Annotated in this window: 22 protein-coding genes; 2 read left to right on the forward strand and 20 right to left on the reverse strand. The window is 47.1% G+C overall.

Translation table 11 applies throughout. The annotated features are described in order from the left end of the window. Positions 1–2: 2 nt before the first annotated feature. From QEP07_RS09805 to gmd, 3 genes are all read right to left on the reverse strand, one after another. Positions 3–698, reverse strand: coding sequence for a hypothetical protein (locus tag QEP07_RS09805; protein WP_285009900.1), 696 nt, complete (start codon positions 696–698; stop codon positions 3–5). 276 nt (positions 699–974) lie between these two features. Beyond that, a complete protein-coding gene (locus tag QEP07_RS09810) occupies positions 975–2,063 on the reverse strand; it encodes a nucleotide sugar dehydrogenase (protein ID WP_350223369.1) in 1,089 nt (362 codons plus the stop codon). A gap of 11 nt (positions 2,064–2,074) precedes the next feature. Then, complete coding sequence (gene gmd / locus QEP07_RS09815) at positions 2,075–3,211, reverse strand: GDP-mannose 4,6-dehydratase (protein ID WP_285009901.1); 1,137 nt, start codon at positions 3,209–3,211, stop codon at positions 2,075–2,077. 388 nt (positions 3,212–3,599) lie between these two features. On the opposite strand from gmd, the gene QEP07_RS09820 reads away from it, so the two are divergent. Then, the gene (locus QEP07_RS09820; RefSeq protein WP_285009903.1) at positions 3,600–5,399 is read left to right on the forward strand and encodes an aminopeptidase P family protein; all 1,800 of its coding nucleotides are present in this window, start codon (positions 3,600–3,602) and stop codon (positions 5,397–5,399) included. Here the strand turns inward: QEP07_RS09820 and QEP07_RS09825 are convergent. The 17 genes from QEP07_RS09825 to uvrB all read right to left on the reverse strand — a co-directional run bounded on the left by QEP07_RS09825 (position 5,353) and on the right by uvrB (position 24,012). Further along, complete coding sequence (locus tag QEP07_RS09825) at positions 5,353–6,132, reverse strand: L-fucose dehydrogenase (protein WP_285009905.1); 780 nt, start codon at positions 6,130–6,132, stop codon at positions 5,353–5,355. The two genes, QEP07_RS09820 and QEP07_RS09825, sit on opposite strands and share 47 nt — an antisense overlap. 2 nt (positions 6,133–6,134) lie before the next feature. Beyond that, the gene (locus tag QEP07_RS09830; protein WP_285009906.1) at positions 6,135–6,971 is read right to left on the reverse strand and encodes an amidohydrolase family protein; all 837 of its coding nucleotides are present in this window, start codon (positions 6,969–6,971) and stop codon (positions 6,135–6,137) included. After that, on the reverse strand, positions 6,958–7,815 hold the full coding sequence (locus QEP07_RS09835; protein WP_285009907.1) for a fumarylacetoacetate hydrolase family protein: 858 nt from the start codon (positions 7,813–7,815) through the stop codon (positions 6,958–6,960). Before QEP07_RS09835 ends, QEP07_RS09830 begins: the two co-directional genes overlap by 14 nt. A gap of 4 nt (positions 7,816–7,819) precedes the next feature. After that, positions 7,820–8,584, reverse strand: a complete 765-nt coding sequence (locus tag QEP07_RS09840) for an SDR family NAD(P)-dependent oxidoreductase (RefSeq protein WP_285009908.1) — start codon at positions 8,582–8,584, stop codon at positions 7,820–7,822. A 2-nt stretch (positions 8,585–8,586) separates the two neighbouring features. Further along, a complete protein-coding gene (locus QEP07_RS09845; protein ID WP_285009909.1) occupies positions 8,587–10,242 on the reverse strand; it encodes a UxaA family hydrolase in 1,656 nt (551 codons plus the stop codon). Positions 10,243–10,329: 87 nt separating this feature from the next. Next, a complete protein-coding gene (locus QEP07_RS09850) occupies positions 10,330–10,893 on the reverse strand; it encodes a DUF3109 family protein (protein ID WP_285009911.1) in 564 nt (187 codons plus the stop codon). Positions 10,894–10,895: 2 nt separating this feature from the next. Next, positions 10,896–11,675, reverse strand: coding sequence for a DUF3108 domain-containing protein (locus tag QEP07_RS09855; RefSeq protein ID WP_285009913.1), 780 nt, complete (start codon positions 11,673–11,675; stop codon positions 10,896–10,898). 30 nt (positions 11,676–11,705) lie between these two features. After that, on the reverse strand, positions 11,706–12,221 hold the full coding sequence (locus QEP07_RS09860; RefSeq protein ID WP_285009914.1) for a DUF2480 family protein: 516 nt from the start codon (positions 12,219–12,221) through the stop codon (positions 11,706–11,708). Positions 12,222–12,306: 85 nt separating this feature from the next. Next, positions 12,307–14,403, reverse strand: coding sequence for a peptidylprolyl isomerase (locus QEP07_RS09865; RefSeq protein WP_285009915.1), 2,097 nt, complete (start codon positions 14,401–14,403; stop codon positions 12,307–12,309). A 73-nt stretch (positions 14,404–14,476) separates the two neighbouring features. Further along, positions 14,477–15,043: an LptA/OstA family protein gene (locus tag QEP07_RS09870; protein WP_285009916.1), complete on the reverse strand. Its 567-nt coding sequence runs from the start codon at positions 15,041–15,043 to the stop codon at positions 14,477–14,479. Positions 15,044–15,045: 2 nt separating this feature from the next. After that, positions 15,046–16,335 carry a BamG family beta-barrel-assembly machinery protein gene (gene bamG / locus QEP07_RS09875; RefSeq protein ID WP_285009917.1) on the reverse strand — a complete coding sequence of 430 codons (1,290 nt, stop codon included), beginning with the start codon at positions 16,333–16,335 and terminating at the stop codon, positions 15,046–15,048. Then, positions 16,319–17,104, reverse strand: coding sequence for a type III pantothenate kinase (locus QEP07_RS09880; RefSeq protein WP_285009918.1), 786 nt, complete (start codon positions 17,102–17,104; stop codon positions 16,319–16,321). Before QEP07_RS09880 ends, bamG begins: the two co-directional genes overlap by 17 nt. Before the next feature lie 29 nt (positions 17,105–17,133). Then, positions 17,134–18,114 carry a DUF6427 family protein gene (locus QEP07_RS09885; RefSeq protein ID WP_285009919.1) on the reverse strand — a complete coding sequence of 327 codons (981 nt, stop codon included), beginning with the start codon at positions 18,112–18,114 and terminating at the stop codon, positions 17,134–17,136. Positions 18,115–18,141: 27 nt separating this feature from the next. Next, positions 18,142–19,128 (reverse strand): glycosyltransferase family protein, encoded by a 987-nt coding sequence (locus QEP07_RS09890; RefSeq protein ID WP_285009920.1) that lies wholly within the window; start codon positions 19,126–19,128, stop codon positions 18,142–18,144. 15 nt (positions 19,129–19,143) lie between these two features. Then, on the reverse strand, positions 19,144–21,624 hold the full coding sequence (locus QEP07_RS09895; protein WP_285009922.1) for a YfhO family protein: 2,481 nt from the start codon (positions 21,622–21,624) through the stop codon (positions 19,144–19,146). Between the two features lie 67 nt (positions 21,625–21,691). Then, positions 21,692–21,937: a DUF4834 family protein gene (locus tag QEP07_RS09900; RefSeq protein WP_256003142.1), complete on the reverse strand. Its 246-nt coding sequence runs from the start codon at positions 21,935–21,937 to the stop codon at positions 21,692–21,694. Positions 21,938–21,969: 32 nt separating this feature from the next. Then, the gene (uvrB, locus tag QEP07_RS09905) at positions 21,970–24,012 is read right to left on the reverse strand and encodes an excinuclease ABC subunit UvrB (protein WP_285009923.1); all 2,043 of its coding nucleotides are present in this window, start codon (positions 24,010–24,012) and stop codon (positions 21,970–21,972) included. 49 nt (positions 24,013–24,061) lie between these two features. On the opposite strand from uvrB, the gene QEP07_RS09910 reads away from it, so the two are divergent. Next, positions 24,062–24,751: a YjjG family noncanonical pyrimidine nucleotidase gene (locus QEP07_RS09910; RefSeq protein WP_285009924.1), complete on the forward strand. Its 690-nt coding sequence runs from the start codon at positions 24,062–24,064 to the stop codon at positions 24,749–24,751. The last annotated feature ends 6 nt before the right edge of the window (positions 24,752–24,757 follow it).

Here is a 24,757-nt window from a genome sequence, read left to right on the forward strand (position 1 = left end):
AGTTATCTATTATTCCCTAAATGAATCTGGATACCGATAGTGACCGGATTAAGCAGGAATTCAGACTTTCTATAGTTGTTGACGGTCTTGGTATTGTTAACGTCGCGGCTAACAGTTTCCTGCTTCTCATGAAAGATAAAGAAGTCGATATTCGATTCTGCAAAGACCGACACCATACTTACAGGATTGATCTTGAAGCCTAACAGCGGTGAGAGCAACAAACCCGATTTTGTGGCTTCAACCGCATCGGCAGAAACTTCCCTCGCCTGCGCATCTATAAGCGGATTGGTAGACATCAGTTGCCCATCGAACTTGTTCAGCCGGTATCCCATATCGAAACCAAAATAAGGCTGAAAACGGGAAAAGCTGAGGTTCTTTTCGAAACCGAGTTTAAAGACGTAGTCTGTTACCGTTCCGTTGGCCTCTTCGCAATCCGCACAGTCATTAATTAACCGGATGCCGGTTTTTATATAATTTCCGTTAATACGGTAGCTGAACTGATTGTCGTTAAATTTAAGGATCCCTCCTTTAAACCAGGAATTACTGAAACGCTCGGCGTTCTTTTGGCTTAGGATTTTAGGCATTTGCCTAACGCTAAAAGCCTTAACAGCGATGGTGTAATTGAATTCGTCGTTCATCTGGGCAGAGACTGAATAGACGGAGAGCGTTAATAATAGAAGAAGTAAAGTTTTTTTCATACACCCCAATTATTAATGTAGTTAAAGCTAATCATAAATAATTGAAATTTTATGATCGCCCATCCTTAGCATGAATGATGCCAACTATAGGCGGGCGTCGACAAACTTTCTGTCGATGCAGGATTTCGTGTCAAAGATAATTGCGCCGCCTTTATGCCAAACTTCATAATCGAGCGTCTTAAACTCTTCGTGGGCTACTGCAACGATGATTGCACGATAATTTCCAAGGGTTGCACGATCAAGTAATTTTATGCTGTACTCTTTAAATACTTCATCTTAATCTGCCCATGGATCGTATACATCTACTTCCGTACCGTACTGTTTCAATTCAGTATATATATCAATAACCCGTGTATTCCGGATATCCGGACAGTTTTCTTTGAAAGCGAATCCGAGAATCAGCGCCCGCTCCTGCCCGGGAATGTAACCACGCGCTGTTATCATCTTGACGACTTTTGATGCCACGAATAGTCCCATGTTTTCATTTACCCGCCTGCCTGAGAGGATCACTTCCGGCTCGTAACCAAGGGCTTTTGACTTGTGCACAAGATAGTAGGGATCTACGCCAATGCAATGCCCGCCTACCAGGCCAGGCCGGTATTTCAGGAAATTCCACTTAGTCGCCGCAGCATCGAGCACATCGGAGGTGTCTATGCCCAGGCGGTCGAAAATAAGCGCCAGTTCATTGACAAATGATATATTCAAATCGCGCTGGGCATTTTCAACGGCTTTTGAGGCTTCTGCAACTTTGATACTTGGCGCTTTATGTGTACCGGCCTCAATAACGCTTGCATAGATTTCGTCAATACGATCTGCTATTTCTGCGGTAGATCCTGAGGTTACTTTTATAATTTTTGTAAGTGTGTTGACTTTATCTCCCGGGTTAATCCGTTCAGGGGAGTATCCGCAAAAGAAATCTGTATTATAAGTAAGTCCGGAGACGGTAGCCAATACCGGCACACATTCTTCTTCGGTACAGCCGGGGTAAACGGTTGATTCGTAAACGACGATATCGCCTTTGGCTATTACCTTGCCCAACATCTCCGTAGCGTTGAGAAGCGGACCAAGATCAGGCGCCTTAAATTCATCTACGGGTGTAGGGACCGTAACTATGTAAAAGTTTGATCCCTGCAGATCGGAAAGCTCTGCGCTTAGTGTTAGGCCATGCTCATCGCCCTTAGCGGAAAGCAACTCGGAAAGTTCGCCTATATCCGCCTCGCAGGTTCTGTCACGACCTTCCAGCAGTTCCGTTACCCGCGACTGGTCAATATCAAAACCGACTACAGGATATTTCTTCGCAAAGGCCACAGCCAATGGTAAACCTACATAGCCCAGGCCAATGACAGCAATGTTCACCTCAGCCATGCGCTTCCGCCTTACTCAAAATAATTTAGCGTGCGGAAACCACCTAGTTTTAGATGCTCGTCTTTCTTCATCAGTTGCAGATCTGCACTGACCATGTCTTTCACAAGTGCTGGCAGGTCGTATTTTGGTTTCCATCCCAACTTGGTGTTCGCCTTGGTCGGGTCGCCCAGTAGCAAGTCTACCTCTGTAGGCCTGTAATATCGCTCATCCACCTGCACAACCACCGTTCCCGGTTTGAGGTTGGTATCGTTAAGACCGAGTGACTTAACCAACTCCTGATCAACATCTATGATCACGCCTCTTTCGTGCGCGTCTTTTCCACTGAACTCGATTTCTATACCAAGTTCAGCAAAGGCCATTTTGACGAAGTCACGCACAGTAGTAGTGATTCCTGTGGCAATAACATAGTCTTCAGGGCTTTCCTGCTGAAGGATCAGCCACATGGCCTCGATATAATCTTTAGCATGACCCCAGTCGCGCTGTGCTGAGAGGTTACCCAGATATAAGCAGTTTTGCAGGCCTAAAGCAATCTTTGCTGCAGCACGGGTGATTTTCCGGGTTACAAAGGTTTCTCCGCGAAGCGGGCTTTCGTGATTGAAAAGGATTCCGTTACAAGCATACATATTATAGGCCTCCCTATAGTTGACCGTAATCCAGTATGCATACATTTTGGCTACGGCGTATGGCGACCTAGGATAAAAGGGTGTTGTTTCGCTCTGAGGAACGGCTTGAACCAGGCCGTAAAGTTCTGACGTAGACGCCTGGTAGATCTTTGTCTTTTTTTCCATACCCAAAATGCGGATGGCTTCTAAAAGGCGCAACGTTCCGATACCGTCAGCATTGGCGGTATATTCCGGCATTTCAAAGCTCACGTGAACGTGGCTCATTGCGGCAAGGTTATATATCTCGTCAGGCTGTGTTTCCTGGATAATCCGGATCAGGTTGGTAGAATCGGTAAGATCGCCAAAATGTAGTTTAAAGTTTACCCCTGCTTCGTGCTGGTCGTGATACAGGTGGTCTACCCGGTCGGTATTAAACAAGGAAGACCGGCGTTTAAGGCCGTGAACAAAATATCCTTTTTTTAGTAAGAATTCTGCAAGGTAAGCACCGTCTTGTCCGGTTACTCCAGTGATTAAGGCAACTTTCATATTCTGTTTACAATATCAGGCTCAAACATACGGAATTATTCGATTGTGAAAAATCTCACTATTCGTTACTTTTTTTTCCGATCCATACATACCGGTTTGTTGTACATTTAGGACACCAATATATACGGATAGGCAGAAAGCCTAAAATGTGTTTAAGTACAAATCCACGCGGAACTTGGTAGTGAAACACCGTTTGGCATTTCCTGCACTTGTGATCCTGATAACCCATTAAGAAAATTAGCTCGTTTACGTTTAGTTGGCCTAGTCAAGCAAATATGATGCTAAATCTTAAACGCGCAGTAAAAGTCAGCTACTTTTAACCTCAAAATACCCGATTATAGTGATCTTTTTACATAAATTTGCTCACACACCTAAAATATCCGATGCTATGGAAAGACTAAGACAACTACGTGAACAAATGAGTGCAGATGGCGTAAAGGCCTATATTATTCCTTCGGCAGACCCGCATATGAGTGAATATTTGCCCGATCACTACAAGTCTATTCCGTATATCTCGGGCTTTTCCGGCTCGGCGGGTACTCTGGTTGTTACGCACGACTTCGCAGGGCTGTGGACGGACTTCCGGTATTTTGAACAGGCGGAAGAACAATTGGCCGGAAGTGGTTTTGAACTGGTGAAACAAAAGGTGCAGCATGCGCCAGAATATATCCAGTGGCTGTGCGATACACTGCAAAAGGGCGATATCGTGGCTTGTGATGAAAATCTGCTGTCTGTGCTTCTTGGCGATTTACTTAGTCAGCAGCTTTCCCGAAAGGGTCTCGAGCTTCAGCACCATGATTACATAAGTGCTGTGTGGGGCAATAGACCCGGGTTGCCTGAAGGCACGGCCTATTTGGTTGACGATGCTTATATCGGTCAAACAGTTGCTTCTAAACTGACTGCTATTCGCGAAGCGATTGCCAGGCTGGGTGCCGACCAGCATCTGATTTCGTCGCTGGACGACCTGGCATGGACATTCAACATACGTGGTAACGACGTTAGCTACAACCCTGTGGTAATGGGTTTTGCGCTGATCAATCAGGACCACGCGAAACTCTTCATCGGCGAAGGTAAACTTTCTGAGGTTGACAAGAAATCATTACTGACATCCGGCGTGGAAGTATTCGGCTATGAAGAAGTTTGGGAAGCTATTAAACACATTCCGGAGCACAGCCTGGTGCTCATCGATCCGAAGCGCAGTTGCCTGGCGCTTACCAAACTTTTGCCTGTCACAGCGAGAATTATCAAAGACACCAACCCGTCTACCTATCTTAAAGCAGTAAAGAACGAAACAGAATTAATCAATACCCGGTCGGCCATGTTAAAGGATGGTGTGGCGCTGACCAAATTTTTTAAATGGTTATCTGAAACGGTAGGCAAAGAACGGGTTACGGAACTGTCTGCCGCTGCTAAACTACATAGCTTTCGCACTGAGCAGCCTGGTTTTTTGGGCGACAGCTTTAATACCATTAGCGCATACCGTGCACACGGCGCCTTACCTCATTATGGCCCGACACCGGAAAGTGATGTAGAGGTAAGGCCAGAGGGTTTATTCCTTGTTGATTCAGGAGGTCAGTACCGCTACGGCACCACGGATGTTACCCGCACCCTCCCCATGGGGAATAACACAGAAGAAGAGCGTACCGACTATACACTTGTGCTTAAGGGAATGATCGATGGATGTAAGGTGCGCTTCCCGAAAGGGACCTTCGGTTACCAGATCGATGCCATTGCCAGAAAGCCGCTTTGGGACCATGCCATCAACTACGGACACGGGACCGGCCACGGGGTAGGTTACTTTTTAAATGTCCATGAAGGTCCGCACGTGTTTAATGCTACGGCTACGGCTATTGCCATAGAACCGGGCATGATCACATCGATAGAACCTGGTATTTACCGCCCGGGTAAACACGGGATCAGAATTGAAAACCTGGTAAACACGGTGACTGACGTGAGCAATGAGTTTGGTGATTTCTATGCTTTTGAATGCCTGACTTTAGCGCCCATAAGTACGCGGATTGTAAGAAAAGAGATAATGTCGCCGGCGCAGATCGAATGGTTAAACAGCTATAACGCAATGGTGTTTGAGCGGTTGAGCCCATTCCTGAACGAGGACGAGGTTACCTGGCTGAAAGACGAGACTAAAGCGATCGGTCGAGATGGGTATAGCCCCCGTCAACATACGTAAGTTGTCCGGTGGTATGGCTCGACACATCCGATAATAGAAATGCCACAGCGCTGGCAATTTCCTCGGCCGTTGTCATGCGCCGACCGAGCGGGATTTTTGATACGATGGATCTGAGTTTTTCTTCTGGATCTGGCAATGTTTGTAGCCAGGCTTCATAAAGAGGTGTGTAGCACTCCGCAACAATAACGGCATTTACCCGGATTCCGTAGGGCAGCAATTCTACCGCCCATTCTCGGGTCAGGGCATTTCTGGCACCGTTAGACGCGGCATAGGCTGAGGTTCCGCCCTGACCGGTGTCCGCCACTTTAGATCCGATGTTAACAATTGAACCCTTGGATTCTTTAAGCGCGGGCAGACAATGATGTGCCATAAGGTAATAATGGATCAGGTTTTTATGCAAACTAGCCAGAAACATATCATAACTGCCATTTTCAAGGCTCACGCCATCATTCACGCCCGCATTGTTTACCAGTCCGTCAATGCGCCCAAACTGCTTCAAAACCTGGGTTACGGCCAAGGCATTGTCTTCCGGCTTCGTGAGTTCTGCGACCACCTGGCCGACCCGCAAACGCTGACTTTTTAAGTCGCTGACCAACCTAAGGTTGTCTGCTTCGTTGCGCCCTACAATTACCGGACAGGCATTTTCGGCAGCCAAAAGCCGTACAATGCCCTCGCCGATGCCTTTGGCCCCGCCTGTTACCACAATTACCTTGTCTTTCAACCGTAAATCCATTGTTATAAGCTTAAATTGTAAAACCTCGTTGCGTTAGCAGCCCAGACTGATTCGCGTTCCAGCGTTGAGAAATCTCGCAGGTATGTTTCCAGCACATCCACTACTTGCCCGTAATTTCCGGCAAGCAAACTTACGGGCCAGTCAGATCCAAACATCAATCTCTGCGCACCAAAAGCATTAAACACCACGTCCAGATACGGCACAAGATCGGAAAACGTCCAGTCCGACCATTCTGCTTCCGTTATTAATCCTGACACCTTGCAGTATACATTTTCGCAAAGGGCCAGTTGCCGCAGGTCTTTCTCCCAAACACGTATCCCCGCATCCTTGATGGAGGGCTTCCCAATATGATTAAGCACGAAGCGTTGCCCGGGAAACTTTCTGACAAGTTCTGCAGCATAGCCTAGCTGGTCTGCATAGATAAGTATGTCAAAAGTGAAATCATGTTTACCAAGAGCAGCGATGCCAGTAGCAAATGCCGGCCTCAGCATGAATGCCCTATCGGTTTCGGATTGAAGGATATGCCGGAAGCCTTTTAGTTTTGGATGCAGTTTCAATTCCGGCAGTTGGTCAGCGATATCATCTGCCTGCAGGTCCACCCAGCCCACAACGCCCTTGATAAATGAATGTTGATCAGCAAGCTTAAGCAAAAAGTCGGTCTCCTCCGCGGTTTGATCGGCCTGAACGGCAACACAACCAGCTATATCACATGCTTTAAGAACTGGCGCGAGCTGCTCTGGCAGAAAATCCCGCTTCAGAACAGCCATGTCATCGCCTATCCAGCTGTGCTGCTCATTGTCGTAAATCCAGAAATGCTGGTGTGCATCAATCTTCACCATAGGCTTTAACCCGTTGCACCGAACTGCCTAGCCCGTCTGCGCCGAGCTCCACCACGTCGCCAGGCTTAAGATATATTGGCGGCGAAAAGCCCAGACCCACTCCCGCGGGCGTTCCTGTGGAGATGACATCCCCTGGCAACAAGGTCATAAACTGGCTCACATAAGAGACCACAAAGGGCACATTAAAAATAAAATTTGACGTGTTGCCATCCTGCATCATCTGTCCGTTCACTTTAAGCCACAGGCGTATATTGTGTACATCCGGAATTTCGTCTTGAGTCGCCAAAAAAGGGCCCATAGGTGCAAAGGTGTCACAACCCTTACCTTTATCCCAAGTGCCATTTCTTTCCATCTGAAACTCCCGCTCTGAAACATCATTGTGCAGCACATACCCTGCTACATAAGCCATAGCGTCGGCTTCCTCTACGTAACTGGCCTTCTTCCCGATGACTACAGCCAGCTCAACTTCCCAGTCTGTTTTAAGGGAATTCTTTGGAATAATGATATTATCCCACGGACCCACCATAGCTGTGGTCGATTTCATAAAGATAACCGGCTCAGGAGGCATCGGCGCGTTCGTCTCTTTAGCATGATCTGCGTAGTTGAGCCCGATGCAGACAATCTTAGAAGGCCGCGCTATGGGCGCGCCCAAGCGGCATCCGTCTGGCACTTCTGGTAACTGCGATAAGTTCTCTTTTACAAAGCTCTCAAGCCTCATTAGACCCTCATCTGCGAAAAAAAGTTCATCATAATCCTCCGCGAAGGCGGAGGTATCAAACCAATTGTTGTCTACTATAACACCGGGCTTTTCTTTACCGGCATCGCCCCATCTAATTAATTTCATCGATTTAAGTATTAAGCTTAATAAATCCCCCGTCAACAGCATAATCACTGCCGGTGACAAATGCCGCCTCTTCAGAGCATAGGTACAACGCCAGGGCAGCTACTTCTTCTGGTTTCCCCATGCGGCCTATAGGCTGACTTGCAGATAGCTTTGCAAAAATTTCATTTTCCCGGCCCGGATAGTTTTTGGCAATAAAGCCATCCACAAATGGGGTATGCACCCTTGCCGGGGAAATACTGTTGCACCTGATGTTGTCGTGAATATAGTCGCGGGCTACCGACAAGGTCATGGCCGACACCGCTCCTTTGCTCATAGAATAGGCAAACCTGTCGCTAAGTCCCGTTACCGCCGCGATTGAAGCCATATTCAGTATAACCCCGCCTCCCACGCTTTTCATAACAGGCAAGGCTGCGAAAAGGCAATTGTACGTACCTTTCACATTCACTTTGAACACTTTTTCAAAATCTTCCTCGCTGGTGGTATCTGCCTTTCCGATATGTGCGATGCCAGCATTGTTGACCAAAATATCTATCCTGCCTAACTGCGTAAACAGGTCGACCACCGCCTTCTGATCTGTAACATCACATCGGCTAAACGTCGCGTTACCCCCACTTTCCCGGATCAGATCCAGCGTGCCTGAAGCGCCGTCCTCATCTACATCCACGATGTACACCATGGCGCCCCGGCGGGCGAATAGCAAAGCGATTGACTGCCCAATTCCGCTTCCGGCTCCGGTGATAACTGCTGTCTTTTTTTCTAAACTAAACATGCTTATAAAGAAACGCCCTTTTTCCAGGGAATAAAATCATCCTGATTTAAAGCAACGGCCTTAGGCAGTATTTCGCCGCTCGCTGCTTTAATACAGTACTCCAGAATCTCAACGCCCATTTCTTCGATAGTCTTCTCACCACGAATAATGGCGCCTGTATCTATATCAATAATATCAGACATCCGGTTTGCCAGCGCCGTGTTTGTGGCGATCTTGATGACCGGGCAAACGGGATTACCCGTTGGGGTACCAAGTCCTGTGGTAAACAGGATCAGCGTAGCCCCGCTCGCTGCCTTGCCTGTTGTAGCCTCCACATCATTACCTGGTGTGCATACCAGGTTCAGCCCGGGCTTTAACGCCGGCTCGGTATAATCAAGCACGTCGACCACCGGCGAAGTACCTCCCTTTCTTGCAGCGCCAGCACTTTTTATAGCGTCGGTGATCAAACCGTCCTTAATATTGCCTGGTGAAGGGTTCATATGAAAACCTGACCCAACCGCATGAGCTTGCTGATCATACTCACGCATCAGGCGCATAAACCTGTTTGCGGTTTGTTCATCGGTGCAACGGTCTACAATGTTCTGTTCAGCTCCGCACAACTCGGGAAATTCTGCAAGCAACACTTTCGCGCCCAGCGCGACCAGCAGATCTGAGGTATAGCCTACAGCCGGATTTGCAGATATGCCGCTGAAGCCATCACTTCCGCCGCATTTTACCCCGACGCATAAACTGCTCAGCGGCGCAGGCTTCCTTTGCTGCCTGTTTACAGCAATGAGCCCCTCAAACGTATCTCGGATGGCGCGTTTAATAAGTTGCTCTTCACTTTGGCTTTGCTGCTGTTCAAAGAGCAAGATATGCTTATCGAAAGCGGGATTCCTGGATTTGATATCGTTCAGCAGCTCCGCGCTTTGCAGGTGCTGACAACCCAGGCTCAATATGGTAATCCCGGCTACGTTCGGATGATCCGCGTATGCGGCCAGTAATCTGCTTAGCAACGAGGCATCCTGACGGGTACCGCCACAACCACCCTGGTGGTTTAGAAATTTGATCCCGTCCACATTTTCGAAGACTCGCCTGCCGGTTGTGGTTACGCCCAATTCATCCTCCCGGAAATCGGTCAGAGACACCCCGCTCTGGTACGCGTCGAGAAGCTGTGCTGTAAAGGCCTTATATTTATCTGTAACGCTATATCCAAGCGTATTATGAAGCGCTTCCCTGATCACATCAAGATTTCGGTTTTCACAAAAGACCGTCGGGATGAATAGCCAGTAGTTGGCAGTACCTACCCGCCCGTCTGATCGGTGATAACCGTTAAATGTCCTGTGCGATAGCGCGCTCGTATCCGGGGGAGTCCACTCAAAATTTACATGCCGGTAAGCATAATCCTGTGACGCATGCTGAACGTTTTCCGTTGTCATCAATGCGCCTGCCCGAATCGGCATTGTGGTCTTTCCAACCAGCACACCATACATAATAACCTCGGCTCCAGGGGCGAGTGAATCAATAAAAAACTTATGCTTTGCAGGAATGCTCTCCTGCAGAACTAGATTTCTCCCCTGCCATTTAACCAGCATGCCTTGCGGCAGGTCCTGAAGGGCAACCAGCACGTTATCGCTGGCATTGATCTGTAAAAAACTGCGGTTTATCGCTTCTGACATTGCTTGATATATATCGGGCACTACACTTTCCCCCCTCAAATAACGTGAGATTGGTGCAACCGATGTTTTCCGCAATTTACAAAAGTGTCAGTATTTTTGGCATTGATCTTCCAGTTCCTGATACCAGTCTTCGCCATACTTACGGATCAGCGGGCCTTTCAGGAACTTGTACACAGGAACCTTAAGTTCGCGGCCAAACGTGCATGCATCATGGCATATGTGCCACCGGTCGTAATTCAAGACCTCAAACTCCGGATACTGCGTAACTCGAATAGGGTAGAGATGACAGGAAATTGGTTTTTGCCAGTCAATTATCCCCTGTTCGTAGGCCTTTTCTATGCCACATTTGGTAATCCCATTCTCGAACGTTACATAAGCGCATTCTTTGTTACCATCAACGCAGGGTGTGGTGAAATCGCCGTCCGAATCAATAACATGCGTGCCTTGCTGCTCAATGGCTGCGACGCCCCTAGGCTCGAGCAGATGCTGAATCTTGGGATAAATCTCCGCCAGAATAGCCGTTTCAGCCATATCCAATGGAGCGCCCGCATCTCCTTCTACACAACAAATACCCTTACACTTATTCAGGTTACATACAAAGCTCTCCCGGATCAGGTCTTCATGCACCAATGTTTGCTGAACTTCAATCATTTTTATTTTTTAACGATGGCCAGAGGATATTTTAATCCATCGGCCGATTTTATTTCCATTACAACGGAACCTACGAGAATTTCCACCTGGGCTTTCAATGGCACCCTGTTCCCGTCATCAGATACCCATAGGTAAAGCCTGCTATCCTTCCTGAATATCCTCCCGGGCTTAATCGAGGGACTGAACTTGAGGCATCGGATCTGTCCGAGTTTGGTTTTGATCACCTCTTTTCCTAGATACTGAATCTCCAGCTGGGATATCTCGTCGCCAAGAAAATAGTTAAGCTTTACAAAATCGCCTGTTTTCATCCTGGAGACATCCAGACTGCGGGCAAAATAATAGGATGATACCAGGTCGAACGTTTGCTTCGTGGGGGTATTGAATGTCCCTTTGGTAGCCACCACCTTCTTGGAGTCCTGATAAAACCGGGCTTTGTCCTGACGCCGGTAACTCCCTTCCCGTATATTTTCCTGGTAAAAGTAAGGCTTAAGGTTATCCTTATCGATATAGGAATCGTAATGATCCCTGATTTTATAAAAGACGTCGAAGGTACCAGAAGTCTCACCGTCGACACTCAGATGATGCACCGGCTTCCCGTCAAACTTCATATCGGTATTGAGAACCCGTAGCGTACCTTCCGCAGCAGTAATAAAACCGTACCTCAATTTATATTTCAGAACCTCACCTGCTTTAAAGACCGGTTCATCTACAAACGGAAGTTCCTGACCTAACCCCCTGATGCTTAAGCATAGTACACCTAACAACAAAATAAATCTTCTCATATCTATGCTAAAACAAAAAGCTCTCCAAAATTAGTCCTTGCGTTTGAAGAGCGGAACCGTAGAGCAGGGTTCGCCATACATGAGGCTTTTTACTACAGGAGTTAGAAGCTTTGTGATCTCCACGTATGCCGCAACTGGAATATTGATATCGCCGCAGCCTTTTACCACAACGCGCTGACCCGCTAAAGCATTTAAGTCGACCTGTGCCAGAGCCCTGTTGAAGAGTATCGTCTCGAGTGTTTCCAGGTTCCCGAAGATGATCTCATTGGCATAAGGCTGCATTTTATTAGCCAGAAGCATATACGCCCAGGTAGGAACGATCGCATCAGCAGAACAGGTAATGGCCACATTTTTCCCCAGGTAAACACTCCAGTCATGCATCTTCACGAATTCACGAAAATCTTTCTCCCTCAGTATCAGACCGTGAAACAGGTTGTCCTTAATATCGTAAAGAACTCGCTCACCTTTATGCAGATAGTCTTCCAGATTAAAAGTAACGAGCCCGCTTGCAGCAACTTTGTTAACAATATTCTCCTGTATTTCCATGAGTCCCCAGTTTATGTACCAGACAATTACGCCAAAAAAAAACCGGAAGTATTTCACTTCCGGCTACAAAATTAAGTAAATAACATTAGAAGAATTTCACCCTATTGTCTTTTATATCACTTCTGTCCTGAAGCACCTGGAAGGCTAATCCCAGTGACCGCTGACCTGCCATCTGCATCATAGACTCTTTTTGCTTATAGGTGTTTGCGAGCGGTGCAGGCTTGGTGAATCCGTCTACAGCGATAGCATATACGCCTTGATCGCCTTTAATGGTTTTCGAAAGCTTTCCAGGCTGCAAACCAAACACAGTACCAACAACTCTATTTTCCTGACCAACCGCGGGAAGTACCGGGTTGGAAAATACCACATTTGTCACCGGAGCTGTGAACTTACCAAGCTTTTTCGCAACCTGATCCAGATTACCCGCGCCCGAAACGGCCTTATCCATCTTCTCAGCAAGGATTCTTGCTTTTACAGCGTTGCGTACCATCGGTTCAATATCTTTCTTTACCGATTCAAGAGGCAAGACACCCTTAGGCTTGATGTCGGTCAACCGCGCGACAACGAAAGCATTATCCATCTGGAACACCTGCTCAAGCACATCGCCTTTTTCAGCCTCGTATGCAGCACGAATCAATTGACGAGGGTTATCTAACCCTGGTGCAAATCCCTGTGTAGGCGTTACGCGGTCAGCCACGCCAACAGTATAACCGTTCTTTTGTGCCAGCTTGCTGAAATTATCTCCGTCAACCTCATTTAAAAAACTATTCGCTTTCTTATAGGCAGCATCACGCGTCTTATTGCTTGCCAGCAGCGACTTCTCGATATAAGCGATCTTCGCTACTTTAGAAGAACCGATCTGCTTTTCTATTTTGATCAGGTGAACACCGAACTGACTGGAGACGACCTTTAGTTCGCCAACACTGCCGTTAAATACAGCGTTCTCAAACTCAGGAACCATTCTACCACGCGCAAATGTGCCTAAGTCTCCGCCCTGGTCTTTAGAACCGTCTTCGCTATACGTAGACGCAAGATTTGCAAAACTTGCGCCATTCTGGATTAACGTCTTCAGCGAGTCGGCCAGTTTCTTAGCCCTGTCTACCCCGCCAAGCTTGGTCGGGTTTAGTAATATATGACTTGCTTTTACAGAATCTGGTGAAAAACGCGTATCAACCACCTTTACCAGTTTATAAGAATTACCCGACAGTTTCGGACCATAAAAACTACCTGAAGGCAAGCTAAACACTGCTGAATCAACTTCCGGATCCAGACGACCTTTCGTAAGATAGGTGTAAGGAATTTTTACGTCCGAGTTTACTGCAGAAAATAAAGAGTCGTTGGAAGTAGTTCTAAAATCAGCTGCGAGCTTCTCCACCTGACTTTTCACAGCAGCAGAATCCGCTTTAGTTGGGTTTACACTGAATGAAACATATTCAAAAGTCCTCGTCTCTGTCGGATTCTCAAAGCGCTTCTTATTCTCATCATAATATTCAGAATAATCAGATTCCGTTAATTTAACCTCCGCGTCAGGAACTGAGGTAAATTCAAGGGCAACATATTTAAAGTTAGCCTGCTTATTCCTGTTGATATATTCGTCGTTGGCTTCCAGCGTAGTTACGTATAAGGAATTACGGATCAGATTGGCGTATTTTTGCTGCAGAGCCTGCTTTTCAATTTCAGCTTCGAGCATATTCAACTGTTCTTTCATCCTAGGATCTCTTGAGCCATCTTTGAATATTTTGATCACCTGCGTACGGTCTACCTGACCGCTCTGCGGATCTCCGAAGTACTGCATGATAAGCGGGCTGGGATTTTCTCCCTGGATAAGGTCGAATAATTCCTGAGATGAAACCGTAAGACCAATACGTTCGAACTCCTTACCTAAAAGTATAGTAGCGACTTCACCCTGCCAAACATTTTCAACAGCCATAGCCTGCATCTGGGCATTGCCTGAACCGCCATACTGCTGTTTAAACTGAGCCAGGCTTTGATCTACTTTTTGCTGAAACTGATCTATATTAATTTCTTCGCCATCAACTGAGCCTACCACTTTTTGAGATTCAGCCCAAAAAGGTTTCCCCACGCTAATTGCATCACCAACCAAAAATGCAACAATTGCAAAACCGATGGCTCCAATCAGAATATAGCCAGCGCGATTCCGCAAAAATGTCATTAATCCCATAATATGTTTATTTATAATTTTTTAAGAGGGCGCAAGATACAACTTTTGTAAAAAAACAGAAAATTATTAATTGTTACTGCGCGATGTCGTCCGGAACGTACATTTCCCCCGTTCCGTTGGCCCAGGTGATGTAGTTAAAATCCTCTGTGGCACTAAAGTTTATAGCGTTGAGCACCGTACCGTCGGGCTTGGTTACAATGCCTTTGGGCGATAGAAAAAGCTTCTTGTTCTGATCCCAGACCAGCTCTTCGGTATTAAAGGTCATTTTTTTGTTCACAACCACAACATTCCGCTTAAAGGTTGCTGTTTTCTCGAGTTCGCGCATAATGGCGTAATCGGAGGTTATGGAACCTTTTATTTTACCAAAGTCATCAATAAAATTGATCTTCACACCTTTGGGCATCTCCTGGTAACTGGCCAGGTCGGCCGGTGTAACCTTATCAAGAATGGGGGCAAATCCCTGTGCTTTCACCTTTGCGGAGTCACTGTAAATAATTTCCACACCCGTTGTCCGGTCGCGGTTAAGACTTATTCCCTTCGGAAGCCTGGCAGCTTTTTTCAGATCATCGTCGCCGCAGGAAGAAAGTGCCAGGGTCACACCTAGCACAATGCTATACCCGATAAAGCTCCGCCTTTCCATTACTAGTCAAACTTCCAGCGCCTGAACCAGGTATCATTCAGGGTAAATCCAATATGGAAATTAACATAGTTCTCCTGGATAAGACCGTTTGTCATATTACCACGCTTCCCTATCTCGGTGCTAAGGTTCACTTTATATAGTGCATTCCGACTAAAGGCCAGCGGCAAACCGAGACCAAAGGTAACGGCCATTTGCTTAATGTCCTGCCCGCCGGTGCGGATATACGTTTTGTCGTAAGTAACACCCAGACGGTACTCCACATAATTGAAATAGCCGCTCAGCGCTTTGGCATCCGGAACAAACTGTCCGCCCGCCGAAAAACCCCAGCTGTCCTCCAGACCAAGGTTCTCTCCGCCTATGCTGACGTCCGACCATTTCCCCATACGGTAATCAGCCCCAAACAACCATTTATTATCACTTTGAAAAGCAATTCCGAAATTGTGCACAAGCGGAAGCTTAAGTTTGGCCGAACCATTGTCGATCATCGACAAGGTATCAAATGCCGCCAGGTCCTCTCCCAGCGCATTCTTAAGATACTGAGTAAGCAGATAAGTTTTCCGGGAATTAACAGATGATGAAGACGAACCGGAATAACCAAGGGTCAAACTTTTCCTGGTACCGGTGGGAATCCTGTATTGCGCGCCATAGGAGAAAGCAATACCCCCAACACTGTTCTTATTGAATCTTCTGTTGTTTATCGCCGAAAAAGACTGGAACTCCATAGCAGCACTTTCCTGAAGATTTCCAAACAAATACTCAAGGTTAGCGCCTACACTGAAGTTTTGCCCGATCTTTTGCCCGAAACCAATATAAGCCTTGGTCAGACCACCCTCTCCGGAATACAAATAATTGACGGTATTCGTATCCAACGTGCCCTGAACCATATATTCGTATCCAAGTTCTGAGTAGGGTTGCAAACCAAAGCTCAGCACCGATCTTTCCTGAACCAACGGAAAGGCCAATGCAAGGTGACTTAAAGTAGAGTTAAAACTCTTCTCCTGCTCACCGGAACGTTTTAGGGTTGTAATAGATCCTGAAGCGCCGATATCTACGGTAGTTAGACCAATTCCCGTGTAGGAGGCAGGGTTCTGCATGTTAATGTTGCTGTAACCGGTAGGCTTGCCTATTGCGGTAGATATGCCGCCCATAGCCCTGAACTGGGGCAGCAAAGAGCCTTTAACATTACCGACCCCAAACCGGGAGTACGGCGATTGGGTGGTAATCTGTGCGTCAGCTGAAACACCTGCCAGCAATAATACTATCGCTGCTATATAACTAATCTTTTTGTACATATTCAAATAGAATAACTTCATTTAATCCCTTTAATACCAGGTATGGATCATGTATAATTTGAGGCGCAAAGATGCTGTTTTTTAATTCTCCAAGCAAAAACTCTGCGTCACCTCCTGTGAACAGCACTTTAGTGCTGCTTCCCGACACCTTATTTCCGTTCTCAATAAAGCCCGTCAGTTCATAAACAGCTCCCTGTAAGACGCCGTTTTGGATCGCAGAACCCGTATCTCTTCCCTCGGGTATCGCTGTGCCATGCCATTCAACTAGCGGCAGCCGGCCCGTAAAATGATGCAGTGCCTTGAACCTCATGCTTAAGCCCAGACTTATACTACCTCCAAAATATTCACCTGCAGCGTTCAGTCTGTCATAAGTAATACAGCTTCCGGCGTCTATAATGAGGCAATCCATTCCCGGATAAAGATGATATGCTGCAATCACCTTTGCCCAGCGGTCGAGCCCCAATGTGGCGGAAGACTCATAGTAGTTTTGCACGCCGGCAGTCTTGGACGCAGAAAATGCTATATATTCCGTTTGGGAACGAAGCACATCTATGAGATCATGATTTTCTGATTCAGCCGCTACGCTCGATAGCGACGAGTGGCTCACATTCCATTTGCTGATGATGTTGCTGAGGTGCTCTTTGAAAATCTTTCCGTGCTTTTGAAATTCAACGAGCTCCCTGTCTTTAAAAACAGCCAGTTTACTATTCGTATTGCCGATATCGATAACCAGATGATGCATCCGCACAAAGCTATCAATCTTTGACAAGTTTCAGCGTTTCAAATTGTTAAAAAAAGTTAAACGAAGAGGAAGTACTGAATCGCCAAAACCAGTGTCAGAAACAGGCTCTCGTAAAACCAGCGTTTGGTTGCATTCGCGAAATAATAGGCCAGCAAAACCGATCCTGGAGGCACACACAACAGAAAATGATACAACCTGAAATCGGGCTTCGTATAAAAACTGATCAGCGCAACAACGAACATGAAAAAAAGCATCTGGAAGGCCTTTCTGGTGCTGATAAAACTCCGGAAAAAGTTTTGCCGAAGCTGTAGGGAAGCGAGGGCCATCATCACCGAAACCGGGATAAGGACCAGATAATCGTTGTAATTAATTTGGAAGACTGACGGAAACTTATTTCCGAGAGGAAGCCATATTTTATAGAACATCGACAAGCTGTCGTTCCAGTAATAATACACGCCTACCAAAAAGAATATCGTCAGAAACCCAACCAGTCCGGATATCCACTCCCTCCAGTCGAACGACCGGTACATGAGCAGGGTAAGCCAAAGCATGCTCAGCATAACAATGAACGGGAAATAGATCAATGTACCCACGGCAATAATCATCCCTGTATCAAACATGATCATCAGCGCGCCTGCCGATTTCCCCAGTTTTAAAAACTTATCCATTACCCATATCATCAGAAAGTTGCAAATGAGTGTCGGACTGAGGATTAGAAAGGGCATAAACAAACTCGCCGAAGTAACATAAAGAAGCGCCGGCAGATATCCGGGCTTACTCAGCAAGCCATGGTTATTAACGATACGGTTAAACCAGAGCGCCTGGATATAAACCAAAAGGCCCGCCATAAAAACGTTCCCTGCCGAAGAGAAAGGATTCCGGATAGGGATTTGCACGAAAAATTTTGCATAAGGCTCAAGAAATTCAAACTGCAATACATCCGGCAAGTCGGCAAAAATTGCCATGCGCATAAAGAAGGTATATGCAAACAACAGCAACAGATTTACCGGATTTAGAGTTCTGAACTGATTAATCATCACTAAGCTTAAGCAAATTAAAGTAAATTATCTGGCAAACTGCCTGACAACCTGATCAATCACGGCTGCAGTTTCGTCAGGAAAACTGAATTGGTGCTCCTGCCTGCTTTCTATCCATGCCTTTATTTCGGGTAACCAGTTCTTGTTACTGCCCCATATCACAGGGATTCCCGCCTGCTTGAGCGCATAGGCATTGCATTGTTGCTCATACTGGAACTTCATGGGTGCAACCAGAAGTTTCTTCCCCAAAAAAAGCGCTTCTGCCGGTCCCTCAAAACCACCGCCGGTAAAAAGGCCTGTGCAGGACGCAAGGCTATGGTTAAACTGCTCATTATTGATCCGGTTCACAAGCACATTACCTTCTTCATAGTTACTTACCGCATGTTTAGAGAATACTTCCCATCTTACGGAAGGTATTTGCTTTAGCAAAGGGACCAGTATGCGGTCATCAATCGCTGGCAGGTAAACGGTATAGTGTCCTTCGTCTGAAACCGGCGCATTACGAATCTCAGAACGTACCACCGGCGTATAGATAAAGTCGTCGTATTTGTCAAAATGAAAGCCAACGTAATGCGATGCCGGCGCATAGTATTTTAACACGAGCTGAGCCCAGTCGATACTTTTTGGCCTGGGCACTTTGGGCGACTGGAAGGCCGCCTGATGGCTAAGGCCCACGCTCTCCACCCCCTGCTGCCGGCAGGCCCATGCTGTGACGGGCTCAAAGTCGTTCAGGATAAGGTTATATTCTTTTAATGCGAGCTGCCGTACATCTCGGATAAACCTGCGCATGTCCATCGTTTTCCAGGTACTGTAATGATCTACCCCACCCTTCTTTCCAAAAACAAAACTGAAACCGTGCAACTGGTATTTTACCTGCTGCACCGGCCATACATCAGCCTGCGTGCCGCTTACAAGCAGGTCTACCTCCCCATACCTTTCCAGCAGCGGTACAATTTCACGGGCGCGACTAATATGTCCGTTTCCTGTTCCCTGTATAGCATAAAGGATTTTCAAAGCAGCCGATCTCTCCTACGCGCTTTTCTTCTTTCTTGATGTATAAAATGAGAAGCCAAAACCAGCCAGTAGAAGTATTGACCCGGCAAGTGAGATATTTTCACCCATGTAGTAGGACACCGGTTCAAACTTAAACTCCACTTTATGGTTGCCCGCCTCAAGCTGTGCGGCCCTCAACACATAATTTGCCCGGAAGTAAGGCTTCTTAACCCCGTCAACATACATGTTCCAGCCTTTGTCATAGTAAATCTCCGAAAACACCGCAATGATATCGCGGGGAGCGGAATATGAATACACCAGGTGATCCGGGTGATAACTTTCCAACTTAATAAAAGCGGTCGGGTCAGCCCCGATACCACGCTTTTCATCGATCATACCCTTAAAGCGCTGATCCACGATAGCTTCCGCCTTTGGATCAAAACTGCTGATCGCGGTCATCTCTTCATCCGCATTTTTAACAAACTGAATGCGCGGAACGATCCATGCATGTCCTGCAGCCGTAGCATTCGCCTGCATCTTTGAAGCACCCGTCTGTGGATCCTGAGTGATCACATATTTGGTATTCAGCATATCCAGCACGTCCTGGTTGATACTTTTGCTAAACTGTTTGTCGATCAATTCCTGATAACGCTTCAATTTTACTGCATGGTACCCGCCTACGGTCTTGTGAAACTGAGATGCACTGGCATCCGAAAACGTACTGATAGTGAGATCGAGCACCCTATAGTCCGGATCTTTGTCGGCCAAAATAAACGTATCAACTTCCCTGGGCTGAAAATGATTGTCCAGATCCGACTTGTTTACGAAGTTGCTGTTGTTCAGGTAACGCTTGTCGACCTGCCACATGTCAATCAGAATGGCGAGGCCAAGCAATATGAATACAGTTTGCATAGCCATTCTCTTGTTAATGAGCGCCCAAAGCAGGCCAAACCCAATCGCAATAAATATGGCCGACCTTAGTGCGTCTGCCCTCGCAATGTCGGCACGGTCAGACACCAACGCGCCAGCGATCGACTGAGCCATTCCTGCGTTGTTATCAAGCATCTGCGTAAGCGCCTGGACCATCTGCGGGTGAAATGATGTTGTAAAACTGAAAAAAGCGGTAGGCATAATGGCTACCAGCAAGGCAAACCCTCCGGTGATACCGGCAGCAATTCCCGCCTTTTTTGTCAGTGTTTTAGCTTCGTAACCGCCTTCCTGTATTTCACGTACTGCGAAAAAGGCAAGAATAGGAACCATAAGCCCAACGACAGCAAGTATAGATTCAACCGCCCGGAATTTATTATAAAGCGGGAAATAATCGAAAAACAAATCAGACACCAATGGAAAGTTCTTACCGAAAGAAAGCAGCATAAACAATACTGTTGTAGCCACAACCCACCATTTAAAGCGGCTCTTCACGACAAACAGACCGAATACAAACAGGAAGCAAACAATAGCACCAAAATAATACGGCCCCGAAGTACCCGGTTTCTCGCCCCAGTACTGCTGCAGCCCGATCTGACTAGCCAGTTGCTGTATTGCTCCGGTAGGATCACCGCCTACCACACTCTGCAGTGCTTTATAAGTATTGCTTTCAGGTTTTACCAGTGCGCCTGTACCGCTCGCCCCACCATAAAGATCAGGGATCAGGAATGTGAAACTTTCTGCTACGCCTTGGCTCCAGCCGTAGGCATATTCCTTAGGTACACCATTCTGCTCGTTTTCCGAAACAGAAGTCAGGTTTGCCCTGCCACGGTTCGACTCTTTACCATATTCATAGGTTGTCCAAAGCTTGCCGGCATTTACCATACAGGCCAGCAACACCGCGGCCGCCAATATGCCGATGGACTGCCAAAGAGGTTTGGTCTGCCTGGCCTTAACCGCATGGTAAATCTCTATACCAATAAAAATCAGCATGGCCATCATCAGGTAATAGCTCATCTGTATATGGCTCGCGCGAATCTGCAGCGCCATAAACAGTGCCGTTAAGCTGCCGCCAAGCAAATATCTGCCCCGGAGCGTAAGCAACACCCCCGCAATGATCGGTGCAAAAAAAGCAATTGCCAAAGCCTTACCACTATGCCCCGCAGCGATAATGATAAAATTATATGAAGTGAACGCAAATGCCACCGCACCCGCGGCGGCAAGCAAGGGATGAATCCTTAAAACACAGAAAAGCAGGTACGCACCCAGCAGGTAAAGCAATACCACATCTACCGGTTCCGGGAAAACGTCTTTAATAAAATCGATTACGTAGGTGGTAATATTCAGCGGGTGTTTTACCCATATCTGATAAGCAGGCATTCCTCCAAACATCTGGTTGGTCCACAGCGGTCCCTTGCCCTCTTTTTCCCTGTATTCCGTAATCTCCTTGGCCATCGCCTTGGCCTGTATGACGTCGTGCTGCGCCGGTGCCTTACCTTGCAGCACCGGGCTGAAGTACGCAAAGCAGATTACAACAAAAAACCCGATAATGGCCAGGTGGATGCCATTTGCTTTTAACCAGTTATTCATTTAAGGTTTGTTTAATATCAATCCACCCCAAACTTAGATAAAAAACTCTTCACAAAACATGAAGATTTTATTTTATCTCTTCGTAATCTACAAAATCGCCCAGCTTGTCGGTCTTACCCGTTTTTGCGCTCGGTGGCATATAGTCGATAGAAATATCGCCTTCAGGGCGTTGCCTGTTATAGGCTTGCTGCCCCGGTTGCTGCTGCATTTTACTGAATAACCCTTTCAATACCATAGGAAAGATAAGGCGTATGATGATCCGGATGATGTAGAGTATCAGTACCGTGATCAGTATAAATTTAATTAAACCCATGTTTATTCGTTAACGCGACAAATATAGAAGTATTATCCTTTGCCAAATTTCTCCTGCATCAATTTCTCCATGGCAAACATCTCGTCCCGGAGCCGCGCAGCCAGCAGGAAGTCCATATCTTTGGCGGCCTTGCTCATTTCTTTACGCGTTTTATCAATCGACTTTTGCATTTCCGCTTTCGTCATATACTGCACGATCGGATCGGCGGCCATACTCACCTCATCTACCTCCACGTATGCCTTAGCCCTTTTTGCTTCGCCAGCCGAAAACTCCAGCACGGAGGTCTGTTCCAGGATAGCTTCCCGGCTTTTGCCGACCGTTTTTGGCACAATACCATGCTCATGGTTATAAGTGATCTGCTTTTCACGTCTGCGATTGGTTTCTTCAATGGTTTTTTCCATCGATTCTGTAATACTGTCTGCATACATGATCACCCGCCCGCGGTCGTTTCGCGCAGCCCGGCCAATGGTCTGGATCAATGATCTTTCAGACCTTAGGAAACCTTCTTTGTCGGCATCCAGAATGGCTACCAGCGATACCTCCGGCAAATCAAGCCCTTCACGCAACAGGTTAATCCCGATCAGCACATCAAACTCGCCGAGTCTAAGGCCCCGCAGAATTTCGACACGCTCCAGCGTCTTCACTTCCGAGTGAATATACCGGCAGCGGATGTTCAATCTGTCCATATACTTGGTCAGCTCCTCAGCCATGCGCTTGGTGAGCGTCGTGACCAGCACGCGATCGCCCATCTGGATCGTTTTGTCGATCTCGTCCAACAGATCATCCACCTGGTTGATAGCCGGCCGTACATCAATCAGCGGGTCAAGCAGACCGGTAGGCCGGATCACCTGCTCAATATATACGCCGTCCGACTTCTGCAATTCATAGTCGCCGGGCGTAGCGCTCACATATATCGTTTGCGGCGCCAGGCGCTCAAACTCATCAAAATTCAACGGCCGGTTGTCAAGCGCAGAGGGAAGCCGGAAGCCATATTCTACCAGGGACATCTTTCTGGAGCGGTCGCCACCATACATCGCCCTGATCTGCGGCACGGTCACATGGCTTTCATCGATCACCATCAGGTAGTCGTCCGGAAAATAGTCCAGCAAACAGAAAGGACGCATGCCCGGCGCACGACCGTCAAAGAAACGCGAATAATTCTCAATGCCTGAACAATACCCCAGTTCCTTCATCATTTCAATATCGAAATTGACACGCTCTTCCAGCCGCTTGGCCTCCAGCAATTGCCGGTCGCCTATCAACTGGTTCTTACGAACTTCAAGTTCCTCCTGTATACCCCAGATAGACGCATTAAAGCGATCTTTAGGTGTTACGAACAGGTTGGCCGGATACACCGCCATGTCTTCCATCTTCTCCAGGGTCTTTCCGGTTACCGGATCGATCATGGAAAGCTCCTCAATATCGTCGCCGAAGAAAGAAACCCTGTACGCCGTGTCCAGGTATGCCGGGAATATATCAACTGTATCACCCTTAACCCGGAAAGTCCCCCGCTTAAAGTCGTTGGTTGTCCGCGCATACAGAATCTCTACCAGACTATGCAGAAAGGAATTTCTTGAAATCCGCGTACCCACAGAGAATCTGAAAACAGACCTGGAGAAATCTTCCGGATTACCCATACCATAAATACAGGATATGGACGACACCACAATAACGTCCCGGCGGCCCGACATCAGCGCCGATGTCGTCCTTAGCCTTAGCTTCTCAATTTCCTCATTGATGGCGAGGTCTTTTTCGATATAGGTGTTCGTAGAAGCTATAAAGGCCTCTGGCTGATAATAATCGTAATAGGAGACGAAATAGTTGACCGCATTGTCAGGAAAGAACTGTTTAAACTCGCCGTAAAGCTGTGCGGCAAGCGTCTTGTTATGGCTAAGTATCAGCGTGGGCTTTTGGGTCTGCTCAATAACATTTGCTACTGTAAATGTTTTTCCCGATCCGGTCACCCCAAGAAGTGTCTGATAATGCTCGCCGGCTGTAACGCCGTTTACAAGCTGCCGGATCGCCTCCGGCTGATCGCCCATGGGTTTATAATCTGAAACAAGTTGGAATTTCATAGATATCAAAGATAAACATATATCTTTACAAATTTTTCGGCCTACTGTCATGATCAGACATATCTTCTTCGACCTGGATCACACGCTGTGGGATTTTGACCGCAATGCGCGGGAAACCCTGAGCGAACTCTATGCCAGCTATAAGTTGCACACGCTCGGGGTCGAATGCTGCGAAACTTTTATCCAAACCTACACAGAAAACAACCATAAACTGTGGGCCGACTACCACCTAGGAAAAATCAGCAAGGATACCCTTCGCAGTCAGCGTTTTTCGCAAACTTTCATACAGCTAGGTATTCATCCCGATCAAATCCCGCCGCAATTTGAAGACGACTATGTCCGCATTACGCCCACCAAAACAAACCTGTTTGCCGGGACGGAAAAAGTCCTGACCTACCTCAGGCAGAAATATAAGCTGCACATCATCTCCAACGGGTTCAAGGAATCTACACTGATAAAACTGGAAGTGTGCCAGCTTAACCCCTATTTTGAAAACGTCATTATTTCGGAAGATGCGGGCGTAAACAAGCCAGATAAGGCCATATTCGAATTTGCGCTCCATAGTGCCGGAGCACAAAAACAGGAAAGCATCATGATAGGCGACAGCATTGAGGCGGATATAAGAGGTGCACAGGATTTCGGCATGAAGGCCATTTTTTTTAACCCGGCCAACAAAGAGACGCCGCCCGACGTGACCTGGCAGATCAACCACCTGGAAGAATTGCTGCTGCACTTTTAAATTACC

This window comes from Pedobacter faecalis (assembly GCF_030182585.1).
In the GTDB taxonomy this organism is placed as follows: Bacteria; Bacteroidota; Bacteroidia; order Sphingobacteriales; family Sphingobacteriaceae; genus Pedobacter; species Pedobacter faecalis.

Coding starts and splice junctions, on each gene's coding strand:
- QEP07_RS09805 (WP_285009900.1), bottom strand. CDS start 698: ATGAAAAAAACTTTACTTCTTCTATTATTAACGCTCTCCGTCTATTCA.
- QEP07_RS09810 (WP_350223369.1), bottom strand. CDS start 2,063: ATGGCTGAGGTGAACATTGCTGTCATTGGCCTGGGCTATGTAGGTTTA.
- gmd (WP_285009901.1), bottom strand. CDS start 3,211: ATGAAAGTTGCCTTAATCACTGGAGTAACCGGACAAGACGGTGCTTAC.
- QEP07_RS09820 (WP_285009903.1), top strand. CDS start 3,600: ATGGAAAGACTAAGACAACTACGTGAACAAATGAGTGCAGATGGCGTA.
- QEP07_RS09825 (WP_285009905.1), bottom strand. CDS start 6,132: ATGGATTTACGGTTGAAAGACAAGGTAATTGTGGTAACAGGCGGGGCC.
- QEP07_RS09830 (WP_285009906.1), bottom strand. CDS start 6,971: ATGGTGAAGATTGATGCACACCAGCATTTCTGGATTTACGACAATGAG.
- QEP07_RS09835 (WP_285009907.1), bottom strand. CDS start 7,815: ATGAAATTAATTAGATGGGGCGATGCCGGTAAAGAAAAGCCCGGTGTT.
- QEP07_RS09840 (WP_285009908.1), bottom strand. CDS start 8,584: ATGTTTAGTTTAGAAAAAAAGACAGCAGTTATCACCGGAGCCGGAAGC.
- QEP07_RS09845 (WP_285009909.1), bottom strand. CDS start 10,242: ATGTCAGAAGCGATAAACCGCAGTTTTTTACAGATCAATGCCAGCGAT.
- QEP07_RS09850 (WP_285009911.1), bottom strand. CDS start 10,893: ATGATTGAAGTTCAGCAAACATTGGTGCATGAAGACCTGATCCGGGAG.
- QEP07_RS09855 (WP_285009913.1), bottom strand. CDS start 11,675: ATGAGAAGATTTATTTTGTTGTTAGGTGTACTATGCTTAAGCATCAGG.
- QEP07_RS09860 (WP_285009914.1), bottom strand. CDS start 12,221: ATGGAAATACAGGAGAATATTGTTAACAAAGTTGCTGCAAGCGGGCTC.
- QEP07_RS09865 (WP_285009915.1), bottom strand. CDS start 14,403: ATGGGATTAATGACATTTTTGCGGAATCGCGCTGGCTATATTCTGATT.
- QEP07_RS09870 (WP_285009916.1), bottom strand. CDS start 15,043: ATGGAAAGGCGGAGCTTTATCGGGTATAGCATTGTGCTAGGTGTGACC.
- bamG (WP_285009917.1), bottom strand. CDS start 16,335: ATGTACAAAAAGATTAGTTATATAGCAGCGATAGTATTATTGCTGGCA.
- QEP07_RS09885 (WP_285009919.1), bottom strand. CDS start 18,114: ATGATTAATCAGTTCAGAACTCTAAATCCGGTAAATCTGTTGCTGTTG.
- QEP07_RS09895 (WP_285009922.1), bottom strand. CDS start 21,624: ATGAATAACTGGTTAAAAGCAAATGGCATCCACCTGGCCATTATCGGG.
- QEP07_RS09900 (WP_256003142.1), bottom strand. CDS start 21,937: ATGGGTTTAATTAAATTTATACTGATCACGGTACTGATACTCTACATC.
- uvrB (WP_285009923.1), bottom strand. CDS start 24,012: ATGAAATTCCAACTTGTTTCAGATTATAAACCCATGGGCGATCAGCCG.
- QEP07_RS09910 (WP_285009924.1), top strand. CDS start 24,062: ATGATCAGACATATCTTCTTCGACCTGGATCACACGCTGTGGGATTTT.